Origin of the sequence: Paenibacillus sp. V4I9 (assembly GCF_030817295.1) — a bacterium.
In the GTDB taxonomy this organism is placed as follows: domain Bacteria; phylum Bacillota; class Bacilli; order Paenibacillales; family NBRC-103111; genus Paenibacillus_E.
This window is the reverse complement of sequence record NZ_JAUSZE010000001.1, coordinates 7,626,647-7,644,485: the sequence shown is the minus strand read 5'-3', so window position 1 is coordinate 7,644,485 and position 17,839 is coordinate 7,626,647. Positions and strand designations below refer to the sequence as shown.

Annotated in this window: 19 protein-coding genes, 1 pseudogene and 1 riboswitch; of the genes and pseudogenes, 3 read left to right on the top strand and 17 right to left on the bottom strand. The window is 45.3% G+C overall.

Annotation, left to right across the window (positions count from 1 at the left end; all coding sequences use genetic code 11):
* Positions 1-120: 120 nt before the first annotated feature.
* From spoVG to QFZ81_RS35145, 10 genes and pseudogenes are all read right to left on the bottom strand, one after another.
* Positions 121-405, bottom strand: a complete 285-nt coding sequence (gene spoVG / locus QFZ81_RS35190; protein WP_028557369.1) for a septation regulator SpoVG — start codon at positions 403-405, stop codon at positions 121-123.
* A gap of 118 nt (positions 406-523) precedes the next feature.
* Positions 524-907 (bottom strand): RidA family protein, encoded by a 384-nt coding sequence (locus QFZ81_RS35185; protein ID WP_047683005.1) that lies wholly within the window; start codon positions 905-907, stop codon positions 524-526.
* Positions 908-911: 4 nt separating this feature from the next.
* Entirely contained in the window at positions 912-1,748 is an 837-nt protein-coding gene (gene purR / locus QFZ81_RS35180) for a pur operon repressor (protein WP_307606465.1), read from the bottom strand.
* 197 nt (positions 1,749-1,945) lie between these two features.
* Entirely contained in the window at positions 1,946-2,800 is an 855-nt protein-coding gene (ispE, locus tag QFZ81_RS35175) for a 4-(cytidine 5'-diphospho)-2-C-methyl-D-erythritol kinase (protein ID WP_307436340.1), read from the bottom strand.
* A gap of 462 nt (positions 2,801-3,262) precedes the next feature.
* Positions 3,263-3,433: pseudogene (locus QFZ81_RS35170) on the bottom strand (small, acid-soluble spore protein, alpha/beta type); the annotation flags it as partial.
* A 105-nt stretch (positions 3,434-3,538) separates the two neighbouring features.
* A complete protein-coding gene (gene veg, locus QFZ81_RS35165) occupies positions 3,539-3,814 on the bottom strand; it encodes a biofilm formation stimulator Veg (protein ID WP_028557365.1) in 276 nt (91 codons plus the stop codon).
* Positions 3,815-4,110: 296 nt separating this feature from the next.
* Positions 4,111-4,983 (bottom strand): sporulation peptidase YabG, encoded by an 873-nt coding sequence (gene yabG / locus QFZ81_RS35160; RefSeq protein ID WP_307436343.1) that lies wholly within the window; start codon positions 4,981-4,983, stop codon positions 4,111-4,113.
* A 55-nt stretch (positions 4,984-5,038) separates the two neighbouring features.
* Positions 5,039-5,947, bottom strand: coding sequence for a 16S rRNA (adenine(1518)-N(6)/adenine(1519)-N(6))-dimethyltransferase RsmA (rsmA, locus tag QFZ81_RS35155; RefSeq protein WP_307436346.1), 909 nt, complete (start codon positions 5,945-5,947; stop codon positions 5,039-5,041).
* A gap of 386 nt (positions 5,948-6,333) precedes the next feature.
* Positions 6,334-6,876 carry a ribonuclease M5 gene (gene rnmV / locus QFZ81_RS35150; RefSeq protein WP_307436349.1) on the bottom strand — a complete coding sequence of 181 codons (543 nt, stop codon included), beginning with the start codon at positions 6,874-6,876 and terminating at the stop codon, positions 6,334-6,336.
* A gap of 210 nt (positions 6,877-7,086) precedes the next feature.
* Positions 7,087-8,226, bottom strand: coding sequence for a resuscitation-promoting factor (locus tag QFZ81_RS35145; protein ID WP_307436354.1), 1,140 nt, complete (start codon positions 8,224-8,226; stop codon positions 7,087-7,089).
* A 293-nt stretch (positions 8,227-8,519) separates the two neighbouring features.
* Positions 8,520-8,705, bottom strand: a riboswitch (cyclic di-AMP (ydaO/yuaA leader).
* 282 nt (positions 8,706-8,987) lie between these two features.
* Here QFZ81_RS35145 and QFZ81_RS35140 point away from each other — a divergent pair.
* Entirely contained in the window at positions 8,988-9,731 is a 744-nt protein-coding gene (locus QFZ81_RS35140; RefSeq protein ID WP_307606462.1) for an ABC transporter ATP-binding protein, read from the top strand.
* Positions 9,728-10,960 carry an ABC transporter permease gene (locus tag QFZ81_RS35135; protein WP_307606460.1) on the top strand — a complete coding sequence of 411 codons (1,233 nt, stop codon included), beginning with the start codon at positions 9,728-9,730 and terminating at the stop codon, positions 10,958-10,960. Before QFZ81_RS35140 ends, QFZ81_RS35135 begins: the two co-directional genes overlap by 4 nt.
* Here QFZ81_RS35135 and QFZ81_RS35130 read toward each other — a convergent pair.
* Complete coding sequence (locus QFZ81_RS35130) at positions 10,946-11,713, bottom strand: TatD family hydrolase (RefSeq protein ID WP_307606458.1); 768 nt, start codon at positions 11,711-11,713, stop codon at positions 10,946-10,948. The two genes, QFZ81_RS35135 and QFZ81_RS35130, sit on opposite strands and share 15 nt — an antisense overlap.
* 55 nt (positions 11,714-11,768) lie before the next feature.
* Entirely contained in the window at positions 11,769-13,046 is a 1,278-nt protein-coding gene (locus tag QFZ81_RS35125) for an HD domain-containing protein (protein ID WP_307606456.1), read from the bottom strand.
* A gap of 370 nt (positions 13,047-13,416) precedes the next feature.
* Between QFZ81_RS35125 and QFZ81_RS35120 the strand changes: the two genes are divergently transcribed.
* Entirely contained in the window at positions 13,417-13,671 is a 255-nt protein-coding gene (locus QFZ81_RS35120) for an AbrB/MazE/SpoVT family DNA-binding domain-containing protein (RefSeq protein ID WP_028557356.1), read from the top strand.
* Positions 13,672-13,841: 170 nt separating this feature from the next.
* Here QFZ81_RS35120 and rsmI read toward each other — a convergent pair whose 3' ends face one another.
* The 5 genes from rsmI to holB form a co-directional block, all read right to left on the bottom strand.
* A complete protein-coding gene (gene rsmI / locus QFZ81_RS35115) occupies positions 13,842-14,729 on the bottom strand; it encodes a 16S rRNA (cytidine(1402)-2'-O)-methyltransferase (RefSeq protein ID WP_307606454.1) in 888 nt (295 codons plus the stop codon).
* 74 nt (positions 14,730-14,803) lie between these two features.
* The gene (locus QFZ81_RS35110) at positions 14,804-15,565 is read right to left on the bottom strand and encodes a tRNA1(Val) (adenine(37)-N6)-methyltransferase (RefSeq protein WP_307606452.1); all 762 of its coding nucleotides are present in this window, start codon (positions 15,563-15,565) and stop codon (positions 14,804-14,806) included.
* Positions 15,566-15,646: 81 nt separating this feature from the next.
* The gene (yabA, locus tag QFZ81_RS35105; RefSeq protein ID WP_307606450.1) at positions 15,647-15,988 is read right to left on the bottom strand and encodes a DNA replication initiation control protein YabA; all 342 of its coding nucleotides are present in this window, start codon (positions 15,986-15,988) and stop codon (positions 15,647-15,649) included.
* A gap of 59 nt (positions 15,989-16,047) precedes the next feature.
* Entirely contained in the window at positions 16,048-16,851 is an 804-nt protein-coding gene (locus QFZ81_RS35100) for a PSP1 domain-containing protein (protein ID WP_307436378.1), read from the bottom strand.
* 1 nt (position 16,852) lies between these two features.
* The gene (gene holB / locus QFZ81_RS35095) at positions 16,853-17,830 is read right to left on the bottom strand and encodes a DNA polymerase III subunit delta' (protein WP_307606448.1); all 978 of its coding nucleotides are present in this window, start codon (positions 17,828-17,830) and stop codon (positions 16,853-16,855) included.
* Positions 17,831-17,839 lie beyond the last annotated feature (9 nt).

The window sequence follows — 17,839 nt, the reverse complement described above, 5'->3', positions numbered from 1 at the left end:
ACCCCTTTAATATAAATAGTTACAGACTACTATATGTATAATCGATGAGTTCTCCACCAAATATAGCATCAATACCACCCAAAAGAAAAGAGAGCCCAAGGGCTCTCTCAATAATCTGAATTATGCGCCTTCTTCTATTACCTCTTCTTCTACAGCCGCGCGATCGTATTCAGCTAGTACGGCCGCTTGAATTTTCTCGCGTGTTGTGGAAGAAATCGGATGAGCGATATCACGGAATTCACCATCCGGTGTTCGTTTGCTTGGCATAGCCACGAACATCCCATTATTACCGTCGATGACACGTATGTCGTGAACGACGAACTCGTTATCAATGGTAATGGAAGCAATCGCCTTCATCCTCCCCTCGGAGTTGACCCGGCGGAGTCTTACATCTGTAATTTGCACTTGTGTTCACCACCTTTTTCCATCTCTGAGACTTGGGTGTAATATTCCACATCGTCGTGCAAATTCCTTCTTCTTTTTTTGAAATTTTCGATAATTTTATACAATCTTAATGTTACTGTTAAATTTCGACAGAAATCACAGCAATTAACTCAATTTCGACAAAAACATCACGGGGTAATCTGGCCACTTCGACAGTGGATCTAGCCGGTTTATGGTCTCCGAAGTACGATCCATAAATTTCATTCAGCTCTGCAAACTGATTCATATCCTTCAAAAAAACCGTTGCTTTCACAACTTGATCAAATGATGAACCTGCTGCTTCAAGCACACCCTTCAAATTCGCGAACACTTGATGGGCTTGTTCCTTAATTCCACCCTGTACAATCTGACCATCTAAGCCAAGTGGAATTTGTCCAGAAGTAAAGAGAAGGTTACCTAGCTTTACCGCTTGCGAGTAAGGTCCGATAGCAGCAGGTGCTGCTGTTGTTGAAATAAGCTCCATCGTTTTACGAATCTCCTTTTTTATTATCAAAATAGTTGCCTGGCTCTACAGTGATTTGTTTCGTCTTGGAATCTACGCCGTATAACCGTGCAAGCGATACGTAGTGATCGACTAAATGCTCTTCAACCTCACAAGACTCCATAAATACACCAACCCCTTGAACCGAGGCTTTGAATTCCGCTAACAAATCCATCATACCGTGAATCGTACCGCCAACATGCATGAAATCATCAATGATAAGCACCTTCGATTCTTCTTTCAAAGCACGTCTCGCGAGTGACATCGTCTGGATCCGTTTGTTGGAACCTGAAACATAGTTGATGCTAACCGCTGATCCTTCCGTTACTCGACTATCCCTGCGGACAATCACAACGGGCAGATTCATATAAGTTGCCGTCGCATAAGCGAGTGGAATGCCTTTCGTTTCTACCGTCATAATCACATCAATATCACGGCCAGCGAAAGCGGATGCAAACGTCTTGCCAATTTCATTCAAATATTGGGGCTGCCCCATAATATCTGACATATACAAATAACCGCCTGGAAGAATCCGTTCTGGCTGCTGCAGTTGTAAACAAAGGTTCTGTATAAATTTCAATGATACTTCCTTAGGCACCTTTGGTGAAAATTTCACACCTCCAGCAGCACCCGCAAGCGTATTCAGCTCACCAAGTCCCTCTTCTTCAAATACTTCCTTGATGATCGCTAAATCTTCACTAATGGAGGATTTAGCAGAGTTGTAACGCTCGGCAAAAGTCGTTAAAGGGATTAACGAATGGGGGCGAAATAACAAATATTGCGTCATTTCCACCAGCCTAGCGCTCCTTTTCAACTTTTTCATCGCACTACCCCCAAAAATCCGAATATTATAATGAAAATATACCATTTTTATACGTATTTATTCAAGCTTCTCATGAAAATTATATTAACATCAACTTAACATCAATCTAACACAGTTTATGAAAGTGGTGAGCCTTAGTCAAACCCCTATTCAATGAAAAAGAGCCCTTCGCGGGCCCTGCAACCGTCCTACTTCATCTACGTCAACATCCGCACTGCGTAAACATCCTTACAAAATCCACGCAGCCCGTTATAAATCCGGGGCACCTTCGCTTCCTTGGATACGAGACCGAATACCGTCGGCCCGCTTCCTGACATCAACACACCATCTGCACCAAGCCTCTGCATGCATTCTTTGAGATGTCTCACCTCGGGATAAAGGTCCAACGTCACTTCCTCAAGCACATTGCCGAGGCTTCCGCAAAGCTGATCGAATCGCTTCTCCCGAATCGCGTTTAGCACACCTTCAGTCGAAGGATGATGCTTAATCTCGCGCGCATTCAACTTCCCATAAATCTCCGATGTGGACACATTAATGGGCGGCTTCGCTAGTACGACCCAACACTGAGGCGGCGAAACGATCGGTTCCAGCTTCTCTCCACGTCCTCTAGCGACAGCCGTCCCTCCCGTTACACAGAAAGGTACATCCGAGCCAAGCTCCGCTCCAAGCACCTGCAGGTCTTCCATAGGGATGTTTAAGTTCCAAAGCCGATTTAAACCTCTAAGCGTCGCTGCCGCATCGCTGCTGCCCCCCGCTAGACCCGCTGCAACGGGGATCTGCTTGTCCAAATGGATGTATACGCCCTGTTTGACGTCGTATCGATCCTTAATAAGGCGTGCCGCCTGAAAGGCTAAGTTCTTTTCATCCAGCGGAATATACCCCGCCTGACTGGATATGATGATGGTGTCACGCGAGAGCTCCTGCATTTCGATCCGATCTGCTAGATCTACCATCGTCATGACCATCTCAACTTCATGGTAACCGTCTGATCTTTTATGTAAAACATCAAGGGATAAATTGATTTTAGCCGGTGCTTTTTCAAAAATCTTCATCAGATCACCTTCTTTTGCTCGTTTGCCGTTAAAATATTATAACAAAAGCGCAAAAAAAAAGCTAAAGCATTCGCTTTAGCTGTTGTAGGGACGCTGTTCCGCTTGCGTTGTCTGCTGCGATCCAGCAATTATTTGATTTAAAACCGCCGCATTAGGCTGTATTGGATTAGAAGATCTATAGGTATTTACATTGGTCGTATTCGGCATGTAGGCAGCAGGTGTATAGGAAGATTGCGTTTGCTGCGATCGGCTGTATACGTTCTGATTAAAGCTCGATTGAGGCTGCGAATAGGTTTGTTGGGAAGATACAGATTGATAGGTGGACTGATTATAATTCGACGGAGTGTAGCTAGATGGATTGGAAGTAGGTTGACTGTAGTTAGTTTGATTGAGGTTAGGCTGACTGTACGTTGATTGCGTCGTTGAATGCATCTGATTGATTGTAGAAGCCCCAGGGCTATACTGTTTCACCAGCTGTTCCTGGGCAATTTGGATCGCCCGCTTCACCATGTTCCCTGCATCCTTCGTTCGAATGCCCTCCCAGCCCTCACGCTGCACCACATCATAAAACCCTAGATCTTTGGCTAATTCATATTTAAAGCTTTCAGACATGATCCCTCTTCTGCGACTCATATTTGGAACCTCCTTAGAGTTTTGCTATAGTATGCCCAACCCGATAAGGTCCATTCAAATGCAAAAACAGACCCTCTGGGTCTGCTCATATAGGAATGCATTAAGCTAATGTTGGATGTAGGTGATACGAACCTGACCATCGTCATTACACACGGTAACTTCAACGGATTCGGTAAGGATATCGGCGTAGCTGTACGACACTCGTTTAAAGGCGTGGGATTCTTGATCTAATTTCACAATAAACACAGAAGGGTAGGTTTCTTCTAAAACACCAGAACGCTCGACAGTCTTACGACGGCCACCATTCGCTCTTAACATGATCTTCTGCCCAACGTGGGGCTCCAAACTGCGTTTGATCTCCAACAGCGCATTTTTTGCCATTGTCAACTACCACCTCTTTCCTAGTTAATTATAACCCATTCAGACAGGCATGTCAAACGCGGTCAAATATTATATCAGCACCACATTCCTGTTGTCAACGGCATTTTTGCTGAATTTTCGAAATCCCTCTCTTATAGGTTGTCTCCAAAGTTCGCAAATTATTCACACTTTTCCACTAAAAAAAGAACACTTACCTAGTCAGCCTCCTTCAAGGAGTCAAATGACAGGTAAGTGTTGCTACTGCATACCATATGTTTTGTCGGATCATGTTGTTTTTACATGTACCATAAGAATATTTAAACATGATCTTCCGATTGTTGAATCCCCGGAACCCCCATGCGATAGCTCCCTCTCGTCTCTACCCCACCCAACCCATCCAAACCTGTCACTGTCAAGTCAACGATATCAAGCATCGATATGGTATCCTTCACGGAAGTATACGACAGTTTAGCCGCGATACAAAGCGGATCTAAGGCGTGAATGAGGATACGAGCAGGAGAACTCGCAAAATTAGCACCAGCCCTAAGCAAGGCCTCAAAATGAGATTGACAAGCACCAGCCACGATAATCATGGAGTCCCGGTTTCGCTCATACTGCCTAGCGATCTGAACAGCATTTACGAAGTTTTGTGAATTCTTATAGCTGGCAAGGTTGCTTGGACCTCCACCTTTACGTTGTTTAAGTATTCCGTCATGACCGGTAACGACAACAATGTCCGGCTTAATTTGTGGAAGCAGCCTGTGAAGAGCATCCGCCATTTGTGCTTCAGGAATATAAAATCCCTCGGCAGGCACACGCAATTCCCCATAAATCTGCATACTTTTACGTAAGTAAGTAGGATCGCCATCTAAGTGCAGCACTTTGCCAGGCACTTCGAAGTAGGTTTTATTGGTATTTTGTTTATGGTTTATAGAGAGTTGGTTCTTCTCCTGCAGCTGCACCTGGGATACCGCCAGACGCCGGAGCGACTCCCGAAATTCGGGTGAGCTCGATCGCGGATGATCCATGACATCTGTCGGATTTGAAATGGTCAAATCAACTAACGGCGCATCTGCGAGCAGCCTATAATCTACACCACGCAGAATAGCCTTCAGCTGCTCTATGCGCTCAATCTTAAACATGACGTCGCCGCCATAGGATTTACGGGTAACAAAGTCTCCTTGCCTCATCGCACAAATCCCCTCCTAGGGGTATCCTATGGCGAAACTAGGCATTTGGTGCGGGTTATTTGCAGCCGTACGCGCGAAGAGCCGAAGACAAGCGCGCGAACTCTTCCATACTGAGCGTTTCGCCGCGACGCGAAGGCTCTATGTTAATGCCGAGCAGCAGCGCTTCCAGCTCAGGCTTGTTTTCTTTCGTGAAGAACCGCGCAGCTAGGTTATTGTAAAGGGTTTTGCGCCGCTGGACGAAGGACGCTTGGACGACGGCGAAGAAGAAGTCCACGTCCGCCACCTCAACCGGCGGAGTTTTGCGCACACGCAGCCGGATCACGGCGGAGTCGACGTTCGGCTGCGGCACGAAGACGGTGCGCGGCACGATCGTGACAAGCTCCGGCTCGCAGTGGAACTGCACGGCAATGCTGAGGCTGCCGTAATCTTTGGTGCCCGGGCGAGCCGCCATGCGGTCGGCCACTTCTTTTTGAATCATCACGACGATATTCTCCAAGGGAAGCTTCTCTTCGAGAAGCTTCATGATGATCGGCGTCGTGATGTAGTAAGGCAGGTTGGCGACGACACTGACGCCGTTCATGCCCTCGAAGTGCTGCCGGAACAATTCCGGCAGGTCGGTCTTCAAGATGTCCCCATGGACAACGGTAGCATGGGGATAGGGCTCTAGCGTCTCGTCCAGGATGGGCAGCAGACGCTGATCGATCTCGACGGCCAAGACGCGGCCAGCGAGCTTGGCCAGCTGCTGCGTGAGCGCCCCAATGCCGGGGCCGATCTCAAGCACAGCCTTGTTCGGTCCGAGCTCAGCGGCCATGACAATCTTGCTTAGGATATTTTGGTCAATCAGAAAGTTTTGACCCAAGCTCTTTTTGAGCACCAGACCATTTCTTTTAATAATTTGTTTCGTTTTACTTGGTGTAGCCACGTCATCTGCTGTTACAATCACTTCATTGTTGGGTACATTCATGATATAGACCTCATTATCTATAGGTTCTGGATTTCACATTCTTCATTTTCATTCAAATGCTCATTAAAACTCTGCACCAAATCTCATTCAATTATTTTCTAAGTGGCATCTTTCTGAAGACCGGTATGCATAGTCACGTAAGCTCGTGAGAGCTTCCTGTATGAGTACATACTTTCAGTTGGATAATGTTGCAGGAAATGCAACAATTGCTGCTCAAATCCCGTCTCTACTACTAGAATGTTGCATATTGTACAACTCTTGGGACTAAATACAGACTTTTCTCCACAAATGGGTCAAAAATGTTGTACGAATTACAACTTCAACTTGCAAAATAGCCATTTGGAATAGGATTTGTTGTAGAAACTACAACAACGGCAACATCCATTTTAATTATCAGCTTCCAAATACTCCAAAGCAGCCTCAAATTCCTCACGCGAGATCTGAAACATCGCACAACGCTTATAAAACTGCTTGCCATTGCAATAACCAATTCCTAACGCTTTACCCACGATCAGCCGGCGAGACGCCGCCTCAGCATGAACAATCAACCCTGCGGCCATGAGATCCTCCATGGTCAGCTGTGAGACAGCACCATCATATTCTGTCCGAAGACTCTGAAGAGCTTGACGGATCGTCTCAGGCGTCGCATTCTCAACGCCGATATCACCCTTGTACTCGGCCTGCTCCTGCGTAATGAAAGCATGCTTGCAGCCAGGCACCCTGGCTGCTACAATCTTCCGAATCCGTTCACCTGCGTGATCCGGATCCGTGAATATAATAACGCCTCTGCGCTGCTGTGCAAGTGCAATACGCTTTAGTACGGCTTGTCCGATCGCAGAGCCGCCTGTTTCAATCGTATCCGCCTCTACCGCTCGGCGAATAGCAGCTGTATCGTCTTTGCCTTCGACGACAATCACTTCTTTTATCATAAGCGGTTCCCTTCCCGGTACCAAGGATAAACGACTCCGTCGTCCTTCAGAGACGAGCGCGTTTGTCAAGGTTGATGCGGAGCTAAAGTATAGAACTTATACATTCTTATTCAACGCAGAAAAAGAAGAGGGGTCCCCTCTTCTTTCGCCCAGGTTGTTACCTGGCAACGTATATATGACATTCTTCCCGCTGAAACAGACGTTTACACGTTAATTTTCAGACGGCTTTTTTGGTCCTACCACATACACGGTGTACCCTTGTTTCGTTCCGAATTTATTGGCATAACCATGATCTTCAAAGTAGACATCAATCATTTGACCTTTCACACCGCTGCCAATATCTTCGGCACGGCGGAAGCCAATGCCCTCAATGTAAACCCACCATCCGAGCGGAATTACTTTGGGATCAACCGCTATTGTCCTGCCTTCTGACACGGTAGTCCCTGTATAGGTTTTACCAAAGCCAGGAGATCCTTCGGATTTACCTGTAGATGCCACGTCCGCCGAATAAGCAGTCAACTTCACATTCTTCAGGATTTGTTTATACCCAAACGTTACACCATTCTTCGAAACCTCATCCACACTAGGCGATGAAGACGAGAGAACAACAACAGGATTTTTCGTGCCCACAGACACGACTTTATTAATACTTTCCGTTTGTACTTCTTCACCCACAACTGCTTCCGCGACTAAAACACCATCTTCGAAAGTCTTTTCTTTCTTCTTCAAGAGTACGCCCTCTTTACCTTCTTGGACGACTTGCTCTTTGCCTTTGAGCAGCGATGCGTCGCTCTTCTTTTCCGTATCGAACGCAATCGGCTCAGTTACTTCCTCCGTCTCTTTTTTCACACGGACGATTTTGATTTCATCGCCCGAGCTCAGAGCGGCTGTCGGTTCGGGAGTTAATCGATCGTTCTCCCCAAGTGCAATATGTAAACGTTGCAATGCACTTTCTACCGTTCTTGCAGTTGTGTAAACAGTGGTGGTCTTTCCATCAGCAGTCAATTGAATCGGTGAGGCATGTTCGATGACAATTTTGTCTCCACCCTTGATTGTTGTCGTTGGCGCAGCAGAAATTTCATCGTGTTCACCAATCTTTATGGCTTGTTCATCCAGTAGGCGTTGCAGGACCCATTGCTTCGTATGCACAACGGTTTCTTGTCCATTCACAACCACGGATACGCTCTTGGTAGCCGTACCGTACAACAACACCAAAAACATGAAAGTCATTGCGATTGAAATTATGGCTAAGCTTAAAATCAAACGCAAGTTTTCATGCTTCCATCGCAATGCGAAGGACATGCTGGATGATCGTTTTACATGGGTCTCGCTAATAGAGATACTGCCCACTTCTTCGGTCCTCCTTCAAAGCCTCGCCGCCAGGTTACAGCATGATTAGATTTGACGCGACTAAGGTTTTTTAGTTTAACTTAACGTGTTCGCCATCAGCAGTACGGTGCTAAACCGCTGCCTTCTGGTCGTCCCACACCAGTTTGCCTATTCAACATTCATATGAATTCCGGGCAATTTTTAGTCGTCCGAAATGTGTATAGCCCTTTATGAAGACAAAAAGCCAGCAAGAAGAGGACTCTTCTCGCTGGCTTAGTTTGTATAGTAAAATACACAAATAGCACGCACGACAATCGTTACCTCTCTTACGCTTACGAGGTTAGCTGACGGATTCGGACGTGAGAGTCGCCCTACTAAGAGCATACGAAGTATACTCAAAGATTCACCCCTGTTACTCACTCTGTTCACTCAAGAAGCATGCTTCTTCAGTTTACAGTGGTTCCCCCGTTCCCATAAATGGAACTCAGCGAATGGAAAAATGGCAAATTGGTTATTAAGTTATTATGAAAAGTATATTACGCTGTTAATCTTAACCTGTAAAGGGATTAACACCTACTAAAAAGGGCTAAATCGACTAAAATTTGCTTAAATGAACAACTAAACAGCTATTTTTCTACTTATATCTCACTATCACGTACGTATACACACTCTTTTCAACTTTCCACCCCTAAACTAGGCTTAAATTACAAATTTGTTTATAATGATCGTATAGGAAAGCGATTCATAAATACCAATAATTTGCTAATCAGGGAGGCAATGAGATGGGCTCCATTCTACAAGTTGACTCTTTATACGGGGGGTATTTACCAAATAAACCCGTTCTTCATGACCTAACCTTTTCTATCCGTCAAGGTGAAATGATGGGTCTGATCGGACTTAATGGTGCGGGTAAAAGTACGACGATCAAAAACATTCTCGGACTACTTCAACCGCAAAAAGGATCGATTCGAATCAACGGACTAACTTTAGCTGAGAATTCTTTGTCCTATCGCGCAACCTACGCTTATGTACCCGAAAGTCCTGAGCTCTACGAGGAGCTCACGATCCGCGAACACCTTGAATTAACCGCAATGGCCTACGGCTTGTCGAAAGACGACTATTCGGCTCGATCTAGCTCCCTTTTGGAGCAGTTTCAAATGAAGGACAAGCTGAACAGCTTTGCCAGCCATTTATCCAAAGGAATGAAACAGAAAGTCATGATTATGAACGCATTTCTAATCGAACCCTCGTTATATATTATCGATGAACCCTTTCTCGGCCTCGACCCTTTAGCGATCCGTTCCTTACTAGAACTAATGGTCAAAATGAAACATAAAGGAGCATCATTCCTCATCTCATCGCATATTTTGTCTACAATTGAAAAATATTGCGATAACTACGTTGTCCTTCATCGAGGTCGTATGGTTGCTCAGGGTGATTTAGTCGAATTACGCGGGCAAACTGAACTCCCGGGAGCGTCACTAGACGACATTTTCTATAAGCTCGTACAAGGGGATTCGTTATGAGTAAAATGGACATCAACACCCGTACCTTATGGCAGCAAAGATTCGAACATTATATGAAGGAATCCATGGGCTATTGGCAATACGCAGCGCGTAGTAATTTTATCGGTCTCGTGTTGTTTCTTGTCATCATTTCTTCCTATTATTATGCAAAAATACTACAGCGTCTTCCGACAGATTATCCCTATCTGTGGATCGTGCTTTTGCTGCTCGTTCCGCTTCTATCTTCAAGCCCCATTCGTACATTGGTAAGGAAAGCAGATCGTATGTTTTTGTTACGGATCGAACATCAAATGGGCGCATATTTCCGAAGTGGATTCATGTACAGTTTGACACTGCAAGCTTTTTGGACATTTATCGCCTGGGTTATTTTATGGCCGCTTTATCATCACTGTCTTGGCGCTTCAGAGCAGCATTTCTTACTGATGCTCGCACTACTTCTTCTATTAAAGATAGCTAATTTATTAGCTAGTTGGCAGGAAAGTCGTTTTACTCATGAGCGTACCAGATTAGCTTCGATTAGCTTTCGCTGGATTGCAACAATCGCTCTCATTTCACTGCAATTTCTAACCAGCATTTTATGGGCAAGCAGCGCTGCTCTTCTGCTCATTTTCGTATGGTTAGCAGCCGCTCATTTCGCATCTAAATACGTCATCGGATGGGACTACTTGATCGCCAAGGAAAATCAGCAGCAAGCTCGACTTCATGCTTTTTTCAGCTGGTTCGTCGATGTGCCTCAGATGGGAACGCGAATAGCCCGCCGAAGTTGGATCAGCGGGCTTACACGGTTCATACCTTTTAGACAAGATGCTGCCTATTTGTACCTATATATGAAGACATTGTTGCGTACAGAGCTGTTCGCGATCGTACTGCGTCTCACCGTATTAGGGGTACTAGCTATATCCGTTTCAAGCAGCGGTACTGCAAGGAGCTTAATCTTCATGATTTCTCTTCTGATTTCTCTTGTTCAGTTATCGTCTCTCGAGCGCGCCCATCGCTATACATTCTGGTTGGAGATGTACCCGCTCAATCAAAATTCGAAAGCCGGTTCATTGGCCTTTATCATTTGGTCAGTCTTGCTGCTAGAGCTATGTATCCTGACGATTCCTCTTATGATTCGGTCTTCACAAATCTATCTACTCGTTCCACTCATCAGTCTCATCTTCATCTCTTTCAGCTGCGGTATAGTGCTTCGCCGCAAGTTCGAGAAAAACGCTTTACTTGAGACCTAGCAATCGAATGGCATTGTTTGTTGTTATTTCCGCAATTTCTTCCAAAGTCATACCTCGAATTTCCGCGGCTGTCTCAGCTACCAAGCGAACATAGCCGGTTTCGTTACGCTTGCCGCGGAAAGGATGCGGGGTCAGATAGGGAGCATCGGTCTCAATTAATAAACGATCTAACGGAACTTGCGCCAGCACTTCCTTCGGTTGCTTAGCATTCTTAAACGTAATTGGACCTCCAAAAGAAATATGAAAATTCATATCCAGACACTGCTTCGCCGTCTCCCAGCTTCCTGAGAAGCAGTGCATCATTCCCCCCACTTCCGCGGCCTTCTCTTCTTTTAAAATGTGTAAAATATCTTGATGGGCATCTCGATTATGTATGACAATGGGCATCCCCAATTTACGCGCTAAACGAATTTGCTCCCGAAATACCCGCTGCTGTACATCCTTCGGCGACTTATCCCAGTAGTAATCTAGTCCAATTTCTCCGATGGCGACAACTTTTTCGTGCTTGCACAACTCTTCAATCCATTCTAAGTCCCCTGGCATCATATCAATAGCATCAACAGGATGCCACCCTACCGTAGAATAGATGAAATCATACCTCTCAGCGAGGGCAATTGAACTGGGTATGGTCTCCCGGTTGAAGCCTACATTCACCATTCTTGTCACTCCAGCGTCCAGCGCTCGCTCTATCACTTCATCTTGATCTTCATTAAATTGTTCCGCGTTTAAATGTGTATGTGAATCCGTTAGCATCTTTGTTCTCCCTTAAGTTGAAATATTCTGCTTTCTGCTGCACTTAATTTTCCAGCTAATCTTGCTCACCAAGCAGCGCCCATAATTCAGGATAATTGGTTGCGTTCAAACGTTCCAACAGTTCCTCCGGATAATAAACATGATGTTTGCCCATTTGGAATCCGCTGATGGATTGAACAATTTCAGATCGATGAGTAATTTCCGTTAAAGTCTCCTTATGATCCAGCAGAAAAATCGGCAAATTATCGTCCGTTTCCCCCGGTCTATACACGTCATAAGATTGATTAGACGGAAAATCAATTTCCATGTAATAGGTAGGGTCGAATCCAACCTCAGCCATCACTTTTTCCATCAGCTTAATTTGACGTTGATTAGACTCATCAAAGGTGCTGTATTTGTACAACTTACGATCCAAGAACCGTTTACACATATCGCCTAAAATAGGATCTTTCTCATTACTCCAGAAAGTTAACATCGTCTGCATAACAGACTCATCCAATAACAAATAATCTTCGAGCGAAATTTTATTCTGAATCAGATGTAAAATAGGCTCAACCATAAATCCAAACGTATAGTTTTCTTCGTATAAATGTTTGGCACGCGCAAAAACTTTGTGCAGCAGAATTTCCGCACTACGTGTCACAGGATGGAAATACACCTGCCAATACATTTGATAACGGGACATTAAATAATCTTCTACGGCATGCATGCCGCTTTCCTTGACAACAATATGCCCTTTATAGGGCCGAATAACACGAAGAATCCGCTCTAGATCGAACGTGCCGTAATTTACACCAGTGAAATAGGCGTCGCGCAGCAAATAGTCCATGCGATCTGCATCCAACTGACTGGATACAAGGCTAACCACAATTTCTTCACTATACGATTTACAAATAACGCCCGCCACTTTTTTCGGAAAATCAGGTGACACTCGGCTGAGGACTTTGTTCACATCCGTATCTCCAAGGACAATTCTGCACGACCAGTCTTCATGTTTCGTTCCGAAAGCTTTTTCAATGGAATGCGAGAAGGGCCCGTGACCCAGATCATGGAGCAATGCCGCACAAAGGCAGAGCAGACGTTCCTCTTGCGGCCAATCCTCATAGTGATTGCGTTCGAATTGCGAAATTATTTTCCGAGTGATTTCGTACACACCGAGTGAATGTGAGAATCTACTATGCTCAGCACCATGAAAGGTTAGATAAGATGTGCCTAATTGCCTTATGCGGCGCAGTCTTTGAAACTCTCGCGTATTAATCAAATCCCAAATCGTATTATCTTGCACGTAAATATATTTATGAACCGGATCTTTAAAAACCTTCTCTTCCTTCATCCATTCACAACCTCTCTTTAGCAAATTTAAATAATTTCGACAATTCCCTTTCGTAACTTCGACATTTTTGTCGTATTTTGTCGAAACACTTATTCCAATTTCTCTATCATGCTAGGCTAATCTTTATCTTCGTAATTTTTGACTTTTTAAGGGAGACGCACGTAATATATTATTTACATTCCCTTATTCTACTTGGTTTTTCTCATATTTTAAACAAAAACTATTTTAAAATTTTTTTTGAATAATAAGCTTAAATAGACGAAAATATGGTTGACTATTTTGGGAATCGTTGGTATCATTAGGCAAGAAGATATGTCGAAACATGACGATATTGATAAATTTTTGATAAAATCGAAAGGGGTTTATATATATGATGAAATCTACGGGAATTGTAAGAAAAGTTGACGAATTGGGTCGCGTTGTTATTCCAATCGAGTTGCGCCGCACGTTGGGTATTGGTGAGAAAGACGCTTTGGAGATTTATGTAGACGGCGAGCGCATCATGTTGAAAAAATATGAGCCTGCTTGTATCTTCTGTGGTAATGCTGAAAACGTTTCTTACTTCAAAGGAAAAATTGTTTGTCATATTTGTTTAGCAGAAATGCCAACACCTGTGACAAAATAAGAAAAGTAGTATATAATAGAAGTAGCACTTATCCTATTGGTAATTCTAACCTTTTTCATATCTCCTTTAATCTCTAATTTGTTGGCTTCGGCCATGGATTAGAGATCTTTTTTTGTCCAGAGAACTTTTGTCGGCGGGAACCGCGGGAGTGCTTGCACTGCCCGCGCGCCTTAGCGATCGAGTAGTGCATTATATACATCACGCTTGGAAAGCCCTCGGTCGCTCGCGACCAACTTCAGTGCATCCTTGCGATCGTTCCCGCCTTGCTCGTAGTGCTCAACATGCTCACCCAGCGTCATCGCCTCCCACCAGCCATCGGCTGCTTCACGGGCTTCCTTCTCCGATGCGCCTTCGGCGATCACGCAGTACTCGCCCTGAGGCGGGTACTGCTCTAAGTGCGCGAGGCACTCTGCGATGGTGCCCCGCAGGAACTCCTCGTACCGCTTCGTCAGCTCGCGGGCAAGACACACCCGCCGCTCCGCCCCCCACACTTCCGCCATGCGGGTAAGTGTTTTCTCTACGCGGTGCGGGGACTCATAAAACAGCAGCGTGTCTTGTGTATGCTGCAGCCCTTCAAGCACCTTCGTCTGATCCTTTTTCTCCCTAGGTAGAAACCCGACGAAGGCGAAACGCTCTGTCGGCAAGCCTGATGCAATCAGCGCCGACAGGGCCGCATTCGCGCCGGGGATGGGCACCACCGGCACGCTCTGCAGGGCGGCCATCCTCACCAGGTCATAACCTGGATCGGAGATGGCCGGCAATCCTGCATCGCTGACCAACGCGATGCTCTGACCTTCAAGCAGCAAGCGGACGAGTTCGGGTCCGCTTGCTTGCTTGTTGTGTTCGTGATAGCTGACGAGTCGCGTAGCGACCTCGAAGTGCGTCAGCAGTTTGCGTGTTTGCCGCGTATCTTCAGCGGCAATCATGCTCACTTCCTTCAGGGTGCGAATCGCACGGAAGGTCATATCTTCTAGGTTGCCTATCGGTGTGGCAACCAGGTACAGCGTACCTACGCCGCTTCCATCCTCGCGAAAGCTCTTTTGCACATTCAAGCTCAATGTTATTTCCCTCTTCACTTTTTTATGATTATTCTAATACAAACTCTAAGGTTATGCTTACAAAGCTAGTTTTCTTACGAAAACTCTAAGGAGCTTCTGCCCCCGTAGTAAATTTCTTTCAGTTCTTTACAGTACTCTTGATTGTCATCATAAACAATAAGCGGCGGTAAGGTACGGATCTCTGGCTTTCCATCCTTCATTCCCTCGATCAACACCATCATCGCTTCTTCTCCAGCACGTGCGTGTACATAGCGAATGCGCTTCGGTTCAAGACGATACTGCCTCATTAAGCAGCAGATATCGATTAAACGGGTAGCCCGATGGACCATCGCCACTTTACCGCCAGCCTTCACAAGCCTTGCGCTCGCTGCAATAACATCTTCCAAGTTGCAATATATTTCATGACGAGCCGCAGCGAAATGTTCATTGGCGTTCTGCTCACCATTAGGTACAGGTAAATATGGAGGATTCACCGTTACGGCATCAAATTGGCCATGACCTAATGTTTCATGAATGGTTTTCAGATCCCCTTGGAGCATATGCAGCCGCTCTTCCAACCCGTTAATCTCTGCATTGCGAACCGCCATATCCGCGAGTCGTTCTTGAATTTCAACGCCCCAAATCTCAGCGCGTGTTCGCGTTGTTAATAGCAGGGGGACGACCCCATTGCCCGTACACAAATCAATCATGCGCCCCTTGGGAGCCACACTGCAGAACCGGCCAAGCAGGACAGCATCAAGTGAAAAGCTGAAAACTTCATCACTCTGAATAATTTTCAAATCATACGTCAATAAATCATCAATTCGTTCGGTAGGTCGTAACTGTACTTGCTTCATACGTATTCTCCGTCATTTCCTTTCTAGTCTGCTCATTATGGAAAAAAACCGTAAGGCATACACCCCTACGGTCAAAATCACTTATTTATTTAAAAAGGATAAGCAAAACAAACAATCTCCCTCGGTCCGAAGGTGTCCATAATACACATTGCAAATATGAAAACCTTCATTATACAAGCGAGTCAAATTATCATAACCTGCTCCAGGTAACGGAAGTGGTTCCTCCGCCTCTCCTACTGGCTGATCGACAATTGTTTCCTCTTGTCTGATCAGTTTGCGGAGCTGCTGATTTTCTATGCTTAATCTCTTATTTTCTTCGATGAGGTTAATAATTTGTTTCTTTAAGGCACCCAACTCGGCATAAGTGGCACCCATTCGTTCTTCGATCCCATCTATTTGTCCAAAAATGTCTTGTTTATCCACGCTTTCACCTCTAGTGCCATGCATGCTTACTGGCCAGCGCCTCCTTGGATACTTTGCCTCTACTCTTGTTCAACTACATCATCGAAAGGTAAATCAAGTGCTTTACCAAGGTCAAACAATTGAACCTTTGCTGTACGTTCTTTGATATTCAATCCAAGTACTTTACCATTCCCAAAAGATGTGATTACATGTCTACCGACAGTTGGTAGTGAATCCTTCGCACTCTCGTAGTTATCATGTTCATATTTCAAACAACACATTAACCGTCCGCATAATCCCGAAATTTTCGTTGGGTTAAGCGATAAGTTCTGGTCCTTCGCCATCTTAATGGATACGGGTTCGAAATCACCTAAGAATGAGGAACAGCATAGAATTCGCCCACACGGACCTATACCTCCAAGCATCTTCGCTTCATCCCGTACGCCAATTTGACGCAGTTCAATTCTGGTCCGGAAAATACTCGCCAAATCCTTCACGAGCTCACGAAAATCAACGCGTCCTTCAGCCGTAAAATAAAAAATAATTTTATTGCGATCAAAGGTATACTCTACGTCTACAAGCTTCATCTTAAGACTATGGTCTTTAATTTTCTCGTGACACGTTTGGAACGCATCTTTGGCTGCTTTCTTATTTTCTTCAACCAAATCAGCATCCGAGTCATCCGCAAGGCGAATCACCTTTTTGAGAGGAAGAACGACGTCATTTTCTTTGACATTCTTCTTTCCAACAACAACTTTGCCGTACTCAACTCCGCGAGCGGTTTCAACAATAACGGCACTTTCTTTCTCAATTGGCAAATCAATCGGATCAAAATAATATATTTTACCCGCTTTCTTAAAGCGGACACCAACTACCGAATACATCTTACACCCCCTGCATCTCCACGAGCATTTTCTCTATAACCAGCTGAGAATTGGCGTTGAAACGCAGTCGTTTTTGTAAATCTACGGCTTGCTCCATCATACGCACCCATACTGAGACATCCCGGCTGAACGCGAGGGAGCTCATCCAGTCCAGCTGATCATTATAAACAAGCTTATCTCTGCGCTCCAGGCGCAACTGCACCATATCTTTAAACCAGAGAATCAACAAATCGAAAAGACTCGACATATGATCCGCTAGCTCCGTTTTCACAATCCGTTGCTGCACCGTAATCATGGAAGTAGGGAAACGTGTGAGCGTCTCCTTAGCTAATTGTAACACTACGGTTCTCATTTCTGCAAACCAATTCGCAGCAATTAAATCCCTAGCCGCTTGCAATCCTGCCGTTAAATGTGCGGCGGGCTGTACCAGTGATGCGGGATGACCCTCTTGCAATAGCGTCAAGACCATTTGCTCGCGCGGCATTGGCGTGAAATTAATCCACTGCGCCCTCGATTGAATCGTCGGCAGCAGGGCATTGCCATTCTCTGTAATGAGAATCGCGACCACACGTGAGGTCGGCTCTTCTAGAAACTTCAACAAGCTATTAGCAGCCTGTACCGTCATTTTATCTGCATGATACAGGATATATATTTTGGTTCCAGAGGCCGTAGCGCGGTAAGCAAACTCCTTTTGCAACTCACGAATCTGCTCGATCTTAATCGAAGCTCCATCTGGCATAACCATGTGTAGATCCGGATGATTACGATGCTCGACCTTACGGCATTCCAAACATTCACCACATGCCTCATCGATCCCGTGCTGACAGTAGATAGCTTTAGCCAAAGCTATGGCCATCTCCGAGCGTCCAGTTCCTACAGGTCCACTAAATATATAGGCGTGAGACAGCTTGTCTTGCCGCAGCCCGTTCTGCAGAAGCTGCTTTGCCGCTGCTTGCCCCGGTATGGCTTGAAAGGACATTAGAAATAC

Excerpts from the sequence above, each read along its gene's own strand:
- QFZ81_RS35185 (WP_047683005.1), bottom strand. The coding sequence starts at position 907 with ATGGAGCTTATTTCAACAACAGCAGCACCTGCTGCTATCGGACCTTAC.
- purR (WP_307606465.1), bottom strand. The coding sequence starts at position 1,748 with ATGAAAAAGTTGAAAAGGAGCGCTAGGCTGGTGGAAATGACGCAATAT.
- ispE (WP_307436340.1), bottom strand. The coding sequence starts at position 2,800 with ATGAAGATTTTTGAAAAAGCACCGGCTAAAATCAATTTATCCCTTGAT.
- veg (WP_028557365.1), bottom strand. The coding sequence starts at position 3,814 with ATGGCAAAAAATGCGCTGTTGGAGATCAAACGCAGTTTGGAGCCCCAC.
- yabG (WP_307436343.1), bottom strand. The coding sequence starts at position 4,983 with ATGAGGCAAGGAGACTTTGTTACCCGTAAATCCTATGGCGGCGACGTC.
- rsmA (WP_307436346.1), bottom strand. The coding sequence starts at position 5,947 with ATGAATGTACCCAACAATGAAGTGATTGTAACAGCAGATGACGTGGCT.
- rnmV (WP_307436349.1), bottom strand. The coding sequence starts at position 6,876 with ATGATAAAAGAAGTGATTGTCGTCGAAGGCAAAGACGATACAGCTGCT.
- QFZ81_RS35140 (WP_307606462.1), top strand. The coding sequence starts at position 8,988 with ATGGGCTCCATTCTACAAGTTGACTCTTTATACGGGGGGTATTTACCA.
- QFZ81_RS35135 (WP_307606460.1), top strand. The coding sequence starts at position 9,728 with ATGAGTAAAATGGACATCAACACCCGTACCTTATGGCAGCAAAGATTC.
- QFZ81_RS35130 (WP_307606458.1), bottom strand. The coding sequence starts at position 11,713 with ATGCTAACGGATTCACATACACATTTAAACGCGGAACAATTTAATGAA.
- QFZ81_RS35125 (WP_307606456.1), bottom strand. The coding sequence starts at position 13,046 with ATGAAGGAAGAGAAGGTTTTTAAAGATCCGGTTCATAAATATATTTAC.
- QFZ81_RS35120 (WP_028557356.1), top strand. The coding sequence starts at position 13,417 with ATGATGAAATCTACGGGAATTGTAAGAAAAGTTGACGAATTGGGTCGC.
- QFZ81_RS35110 (WP_307606452.1), bottom strand. The coding sequence starts at position 15,565 with ATGAAGCAAGTACAGTTACGACCTACCGAACGAATTGATGATTTATTG.
- QFZ81_RS35100 (WP_307436378.1), bottom strand. The coding sequence starts at position 16,851 with ATGTATTCGGTAGTTGGTGTCCGCTTTAAGAAAGCGGGTAAAATATAT.
- holB (WP_307606448.1), bottom strand. The coding sequence starts at position 17,830 with ATGTCCTTTCAAGCCATACCGGGGCAAGCAGCGGCAAAGCAGCTTCTG.